The sequence below is a fragment of the Cellulomonas gelida genome (assembly GCF_006538725.1).
Taxonomy (GTDB): Bacteria; Actinomycetota; Actinomycetes; order Actinomycetales; family Cellulomonadaceae; genus Cellulomonas; species Cellulomonas gelida.
Genome location: NZ_BJLQ01000053.1, coordinates 1 through 5,796 on the forward strand (window position 1 = coordinate 1; position 5,796 = coordinate 5,796).

The following is a 5,796-nucleotide window of genomic DNA, read 5'->3' on the forward strand; positions in this document are numbered from 1 at the left end:
GGGAGCCAGTCGCGCAGCGGCTCGCGGGGATCGACGCGCGAGCGGACCAGCCGCCGCCAGTCGCCGACCGGGGTCGGCGCGGTCCCCGACCCGTAGTGCAGGTGGACGATCTGCGCGCCCGGGTGGACCTGCTCGACGAGCGCCGCCGCACCCGCCGCGAGCACGCGGACCCCGAGGTTCGACGAGCGGTGGTCCGCCCACAGCACCAGCGCGCGCACAGTCCGCCCCTCGTCGTCCGATGAGCCGCACCCCCTGCAGGCTCGACCGCAGCGAGTGTAGGTGCGCGGTGCGCGACAAAGTACGTGTTGTCCGACATATCACCCGAGTGCCGTCTGTCCCGATTCGTCGGTTGCGTCTAGCGTCGAAGGGCCGCGTCACGGGACGCGGTCGGTCGTCGCGTGCGTGCACGTCGTCGGCGGGTCCGGGAGAGGAGGGCGCGTGACGTCCGAGCACCAGCCGGCCGGCCAGGCGCCCGTCGCCCCGGGGGAGGACGCCCCGGCGCCCCGGCCCGCGCGGCCCCGCATGGTCTGGATGGACACCGTGCGCGGCGCCGCGATCCTGCTCATGCTGCTGTGGCACGCGACGTCGCTGCCGCGTCTCGAGGGCGTCGAGGTGCCGTCGGCGGTGGTGGCGTTCAACGACGCTCTGCTGCCCTATCGCATGCCGACCCTGATGTTCCTGTCCGGGCTGCTGCTGCCCATGTCGCTGCGCAAGCCGCTCGGCGTCTACTACCGCGGCAAGTTCGCGCTGATCGCCTGGCCCTACGTGGTCTGGGTCCTGGTGCTGGGGCTCGTCGACGGGTTCGACCTGCCGGTGTGGCACCCCCGCACGTTCTGGCCGTCGACGTACCTGTGGTTCCTCTTCTTCATCTGCGTCTACTACCTCGTCGCGCCGCTGCTGCGCCGGTTGCCGCCGCTGGTGCCGCCCCTCGCGTTCTGGGCGGCCGCGATGGTGGTCACCTCGCCGCTGCTGCACCGCATGCTCTACTTCGCGGTCTTCTTCTTCGCGGGCGCGTGGGTCGCGGCCCGGATCGGCGACCTCCCCGCGCGTCTCACGAACCGCCCGGCGCTCGTCGTGTGCGGGCTGGCCGCGCTCGGCTTCGCGGTCGCGGCGGCGACGCACGACATCACCTATGTGGCGGCTACCGTGCCGTTCTCGCTGTGCGGGATCGTGGTCGTCGTCTACCTGGCGGCGCGGCTCGGCGGGGCACGCGGGACGGGGCCCATCCGGTTCGTCGGACGCAGCTCGATCGTGTACTACGCGGCGCACTTCCCGGTGATGCTCGTGGTCGTGCGGTGGACGCGCGACGCCGGGGCGCCGTGGTGGGCGACGATCGGCACGGCGTACCTCGCCGGGCTGGTGGTCGGGACCGCGCTGGCGTTCGCCAAGGGTCGGGCGCCCGTGCGCTGGTTGTTCGAGATGCCGTTCGTCGCCCCTGCGCGACGCGCGAACCGGGTGGTGCCGACCGCGCCACCCGCGCCGGAGCAGGTCGTCGAGGCCGTCGGATCGGGAAGAGGCACGAGTGAGCGTTGAGTCGTCCGCGACGGGGTCCCAGCGGTGGTGGTGGATCGGCGGCGGCGTCGCGGCGCTCGTCGTGGTCGTCGTCCTGGTGCTGACGCTGGGTGGTGGCGACGAGCCGGACGCCCGGCCCACGGCCACGACGACGAGCGCGACACCGGACCCGTCGGCGAGCCCCACCGCGAGCGCGCCGGCCTCCGCCACGACCGCGCCGACGGGAGCGTCGGGCACCGCGTCCCCGCCGCCCGACGCCGCGCCCTCGGGCGACCCGCAGGACGTCCCCGTCCCGCCGCTCGGTGCCGAGGAGCCGGTGACGGGGCGCGGCGACGAGCCGGTCGCCACGGACGGCATCGAGGTCCGCGTCGCGAGCGTCTCGGCGACGACGACCGAGGCGAAGGGCCCCGGCGACGTCGTGGGCCCCGGCATCCTCGTCACGCTCGAGCTGACCAACCAGGGCCGGGCGGCGCTCGACACGACGGGCGTCGCGGTGGCGGCGTTCGGCGGCGCCGAGGGCGTCCCGCTCTCGCCCGTCGACTCCGACGGGCGCAACGACCACCTCTCGGGCGACCTCGCACCCGGCGCGTCGGCCACCGGCGTGTACGTGTTCATGAGCCCCGACGAGGGCGACGCCCTCGCGCTGCAGGTGCTGCTCGGGGCGACCTTCTCCCCGGTCGTGCTACAGGGCGTGCAGATCTCCTGACCCTGTTGGGTGAAAACCCCTGGCGTCGTCGGGTGAAGTCTCCGTCGGGGCGCGGGAGGTGGCGGCCTCAGACCTTATGGTCCGGTTTGTACCCGAATGACCGGACTGCGGCGTGCCGCAGAGGGCGAGGAAGCCGTGAGCGTTACCAGGACCATCGTGCGGGGGATCTTCTCGTCCGTCGCGGTCGCCGCCATGATCGTCACGGCCGTCGGGCTGCCCGCGCAGGCCGACTCGTCGCCCGGGGATCCCGAACGCCCGGACATCCCGGCCACGGTCAGCGCATCGGCGCTCCCCACGGTCCAGATCGACAAGGGTGTCGTCTGGGACCAGGTGATCGTCGGCAACAAGGTGTACGCCGTCGGCTCGTTCTCGGCCGTGCGGCCGGCCGGAGCCGCAGCGGGGGTGAACACGACCCCGCGGGCGAACATCCTCGCCTACGACATCCGTACGGGTGAGCTCGACACCAGCTTCGCGCCCGTGCTCGACGGCCAGGGGCTGCACATCGCCCGCACGCCGGACGGCTCGCGTATCTACGTCACGGGCGACTTCCAGAAGGTGGACGGCCAGTGGCGCGTCCGCGTCGCCGGCTGGGACACCGCGACCGGTCAGCTGCTGCCGAACTTCCGCCCGACGCTCGGCTCGCGAGGGCTCGGGCTCGTCGCGACGAACAGCACGGTGTACGTCGGCGGCAACTTCACCTCCGTGGCGCCGCAGACGGGTGCGGCGCTGCAGCCGCGCGCCTACGCCGCGGCGTTCGACGGGACGACCGGCGCGCTGCGGCCGTGGGTCGCCGACGCGAACGACGCGGTCACGGCGCTCACCATGACGCCCGACCAGCAGAAGGTCGTCATCGGCGGGCGGTTCACGACGCTGTCCGGCGCCTCCGGGTACGGCCTGGGCGCTGTCGACCCGGTGACCGGCGAGCGCGTCTCCTTCCCGGTGGAGAACGACGTGCGTGACGCGGGCGCCGACTCCTCGATCCTCGACCTGTACTCCGACGAGACCGGCGTGTACGGCACCGGCTACCACTTCGGTGCGGGCGGCAACCTCGAGGGTGCGTTCCGTGCGGACCCCGTCACCGGCGCGACGATCTGGATCGCCGACTGCCACGGCGACACGTACTCCGTCACCCGCCTGGGCGACGTCCTGTACGCGGTGTCGCACTCGCACTACTGCGGCAACATCCCGGACGGCTACCCGCAGACGGAGCCGTGGACGCAGCACATGGTCAACGCGTACACGGTCGCGCCCAAGGGCACGAACTCGCCGGACATCTACGGATACCAGCACTCGGCCGGCAAGCCGGCTCCGGCGGCGCTGTACTTCGACCCGCAGGTCTACACGGGCTCGTTCACGGGGCAGGGCCAGGCCGGGTGGTCGATCGAGTCGACCAACGACTACGTGGTCATGGGTGGCGAGTTCCCGGGCGTGAACGGCAGGCTCCAGCAGGGCCTCGCACGGTTCGCGAAGCCGACGATCGCGCCCAACGACCAGGGCCCGCGCATGACCGGGGCGAACTGGAGCACGCGAGCGCAGTCGACCGCCGCGGGTGAGGTGCGGATCTCGTGGGCCGCGAACCTGGACCGCGACAACACGACGCTGACCTACCGCGTGTTCCGCGGCTCGGTGAACAGCACGCCCATCTACCAGCAGGCGCTGACCGCCAACCCGTGGTTCACGCCCCGGGCGTTCGGGTTCACGGACACCGGGCGCACGCCCGGCTCGTCGATCAACTACATCGTCACGGCCACCGACCCGTTCGGGAACCGTGCCGTGAGCTCGACGATGCCCGTGACCGTCGCCGACTCCGGCGCGACCAGCGCCTACCTGGCCGCCGTGCGCGCCGACAGCCCCGACCTGCAGTACCGCATGGGTGAGGCGTCCGGCACGACGCTCACGGACTCCGCCGGGTTCCTGCCGATGACGACCTCGGGCGCCGGGATCACGCGCGGCGTCGCGGGCGCCATCCCCGACGACACCGACACCGCGACCCGCTTCCCGGGCTCGGGCAGCGCGACGGCCGGCTTCGCACCCACCCTGAACGCGCCCGAGAAGTTCACGGTCGAGGCCTGGGTGCGCAGCTCGAGCACGTCCGGCGGTTCGATCGTCAACTACGGCAACCGCGCGTCGGGCCTGTCCGACACGAGCGACCGTGCCCTGTACCTGGACAACACGGGGCGCGTCAGCTTCGGCCTGTACTCGGCGTCGCGCGTCAACCTGCGCTCGTCGAGCCCGGTCAACGACAACCAGTGGCACCACGTGGTCGGCACCTACGAGCCGGGCATGATGCGGCTGTACGTCGACGGCGTGCGCGTCGGTCAGCGCATCGACGTGACGTGGCTGCGCCAGTACTGGGGCAACTGGCGGATCGGTGGCGACCGGGTCTCGAACTTCCCGAACGCGCCGTCGTCGAACTACCTCAACGGCGCGGTCGACGAGGTCGCCGTCTACGGACGGGTCCTCACGCAGGCGCAGATCCGCTCGCACTACGAGGCGACGGGGCGCACCACGGCCGTCGCGCCGGTCCCGGCGGACGCGTACGGGGCGTCGGTGCGTGACTCCGACCCGGAGCTGTACTGGCGGTTCGGCGAGGCCTCGGGCACTGCCGCGCTCGACACCAGCGCGTACGGCTCGCCCGGCACCTACCGCACGGGCGCGACTCCCGGCGCTGCGGGTGCGCTCGCAGGCGTCACGAACGGCGCTGCGACGTTCAACGGCAACGGCGGGTTCGTCGTCTCGAACCAGACGTGGTCGAACCCGCAGGTGTTCAGCCAGGAGCTGTGGTTCAAGACGACCACGACGGCGGGCGGCAAGCTCATCGGGCTCGGCGCGGCGAACACCGGTACGTCGTCGAACTACGACCGCCACGTCTACATGGAGACCGACGGGCGCCTGACGTTCGGTGTCTGGACCGGAGCCACGACGACGATCTCGTCGCCGGCGTCGTACAACGACGGCGCCTGGCACCACCTGGTGACCACGAAGTCGCCGACCGGCATGCGGATGTTCGTCGACGGCGCGCAGGTGGCCTCGGGCGCACCGGCGGACGCCGAGGACTTCACCGGCTACTGGCGCGTCGGTGGCGACACCACGTGGGGCCCGCAGCCGTGGTTCGCGGGCACGATCGACGAGGTCGCGGTGTACGGCACGGAGCTCACGCCTGCGGTGATCGCCCTGCACAACTCGCTCGGACGCACCGGTCTGGCGCCCAACGTCCTGCCGACCGCGTCGTTCACGTCGAGCACCGCCGACCTCACGGCGTCGTTCGACGCGAGCGCCTCGAGCGACTCGGACGGCACGATCGCGACGTACGCGTGGGACTTCGGTGACGGGCACACCGGCACGGGCGTGACCGCCTCGCACGAGTACGAGAGCGCCGGCACGTACGAGGTGACCCTCACGGTCACCGACGACCGCGGCGGCGTCGACGAGCACAGCGCCGACGTGAGCGTGACGGCCCCGGTGCCGAACGTGGCGCCCGTGGCGGCGTTCACCTCCTCGACGGACGGGCTGACGGCGTCGGTCGACGGTTCGGGGTCGACCGACTCGGACGGGACGATCGCCGGCTACGCGTGGGA

At 72.3% G+C, this 5,796-nt stretch carries 3 protein-coding genes and 1 pseudogene; 3 read left to right on the top strand and 1 reads right to left on the bottom strand.

The window, feature by feature from the left end; genetic code table 11:
* Window positions 1-218 (bottom strand): annotated as a pseudogene (locus CGE01nite_RS15555) (polysaccharide pyruvyl transferase family protein); the annotation flags it as partial.
* 220 nt (window positions 219-438) lie between these two features.
* Here CGE01nite_RS15555 and CGE01nite_RS15560 point away from each other — a divergent pair.
* The 3 genes from CGE01nite_RS15560 to CGE01nite_RS15575 form a co-directional block, all read left to right on the top strand.
* Complete coding sequence (locus CGE01nite_RS15560) at window positions 439-1,533, top strand: acyltransferase family protein (protein ID WP_141371642.1); 1,095 nt, start codon at window positions 439-441, stop codon at window positions 1,531-1,533.
* Window positions 1,523-2,218, top strand: coding sequence for a DUF4352 domain-containing protein (locus CGE01nite_RS17060; RefSeq protein WP_170211003.1), 696 nt, complete (start codon window positions 1,523-1,525; stop codon window positions 2,216-2,218). Before CGE01nite_RS15560 ends, CGE01nite_RS17060 begins: the two co-directional genes overlap by 11 nt.
* 135 nt (window positions 2,219-2,353) lie before the next feature.
* On the top strand, window positions 2,354-5,796 hold a 3,443-nt coding region (locus CGE01nite_RS15575), incomplete at its 3' end, for a LamG-like jellyroll fold domain-containing protein (RefSeq protein WP_141371644.1).